Genomic DNA, 1,402 nt, shown 5'->3' on the forward strand with positions numbered 1-1,402 from the left:
CTGCATGATCGCGTCAAGGAGACGCTCGGTCTGCATTACGCCATGCCGTGGCCGAACCGCGAGCTGGACACCGCCCGACCCTTCCGCCGCTCGCCGCTCTACGACCGGCTGGCCGCCAGGGGCGCCTGCTTCGGTTCCAAGATGGGCTGGGAGCGCGCCAACTGGTTCGCGGCCCCGGGAGAGAGGGCCGGGAACGATTATGCCTTCGGCCGCCAGAACTGGCATGAGGCAGTCAAGCGCGAAATGAAGGCGACGCGCGAGGCTGTTGCCGTATTCGACCAGACCTCTTTCGCCAAGCTCCTCGTGCAGGGCCGCGACGCCTGTGCCGTGCTCAACCGCATCTGCGCCGGCAATGTCGATGTACCGGTCGGTACATCCGTTTACACGGGCGTGCTCAACGCGCGCGGCGGGTACGAAAGCGATCTCACCGTAATGCGACTTGGTGCGCAAAAATTCCTCATCGTCACCGGTTCGGCGCAAGCGGTCCACGACGCCGACTGGATCGCCAGGAACATCCCACCGGACGCACATGCCATCGTGACCGACGTCACCTCGTCCTACGCGGTGCTGGCGCTGATGGGGCCGCGCTCGCGCGATCTCTTGGGCAAATTGTCGTCGGCCGATCTTTCCAACGCCGGCTTCCCCTTCGCCACCATCCGCGAGATCGATATCGGCTACGCTACCGCCTACGCCAACCGCATGACCTATGTCGGCGAGCTCGGCTGGGAGCTGATCGTGCCGACGGAATTCGCCGTCGGCGTCTACGAGGCGCTGCACGAGGCTGGCGGCGAATTCGGCCTCCTGGACGCCGGCTACTACGCGCTTGATGGCTTGCGCATCGAAAAGGGTTTTCGCGCCTGGGGCCGTGAGTTGACGCCTGACATTAGCCCCTGGCAGGCGGGGCTTGGCTTCGCCGTCGCCATGGACAAACCGGGTGGCTTCATCGGCCGTGACGCGCTTGTCGAGGCCAAGCCGTCGACGGCGCCAGCAAAACGCATCGTACTGTTCACGCTCGACCATGCCGAGCCGATGCTGTGGGGCGGCGAGCTGATCCTGCGCGACGGCAAGCCCGTCGGCGAGGTCCGCTCGGCCGCCTACGGTCACACGCTTGGCCGCTCGGTGGCGCTCGGGCTGATCGAGAACGAGACGGGCGTCGACGCTGCGTTTCTGGCTAGCGGCCGTTTCGAGATCGATCTTGCCGGCGTTCGCCACGCGGCCACGGCACATTTGCGCACCCCTTACGATCCGAAGTCGGAACGGGTGAAAGCGGATGTGGAGGAGATCAGGGCCGCCGCCTAATCCGCCGACATCGAACGCGCCATGTCGAGGAAGGCGCGCACCAGCTTGCCGCCGCTGCGTTCGCGCAGGCAGATCAGCGCTTCGTCCATCAACGTCTCAGGCG

Annotated in this window: 1 protein-coding gene and 1 pseudogene; one reads left to right on the plus strand and one right to left on the minus strand. The window is 65.8% G+C overall.

The window, feature by feature from the left end:
• A partial coding sequence (locus FJ980_RS31645) for a glycine cleavage T C-terminal barrel domain-containing protein (RefSeq protein WP_281406357.1) occupies positions 1-1,299 on the plus strand: 1,299 nt, incomplete at its 5' end.
• Here the strand turns inward: FJ980_RS31645 and FJ980_RS35645 are convergent.
• A pseudogene (locus FJ980_RS35645) lies at positions 1,296-1,402 on the minus strand (LysR family transcriptional regulator); the annotation flags it as partial. The gene FJ980_RS31645 and the pseudogene FJ980_RS35645 overlap by 4 nt on opposite strands.

Source organism: Mesorhizobium sp. B1-1-5, assembly GCF_006443065.1.
GTDB lineage: Bacteria > Pseudomonadota > Alphaproteobacteria > Rhizobiales > Rhizobiaceae > Mesorhizobium.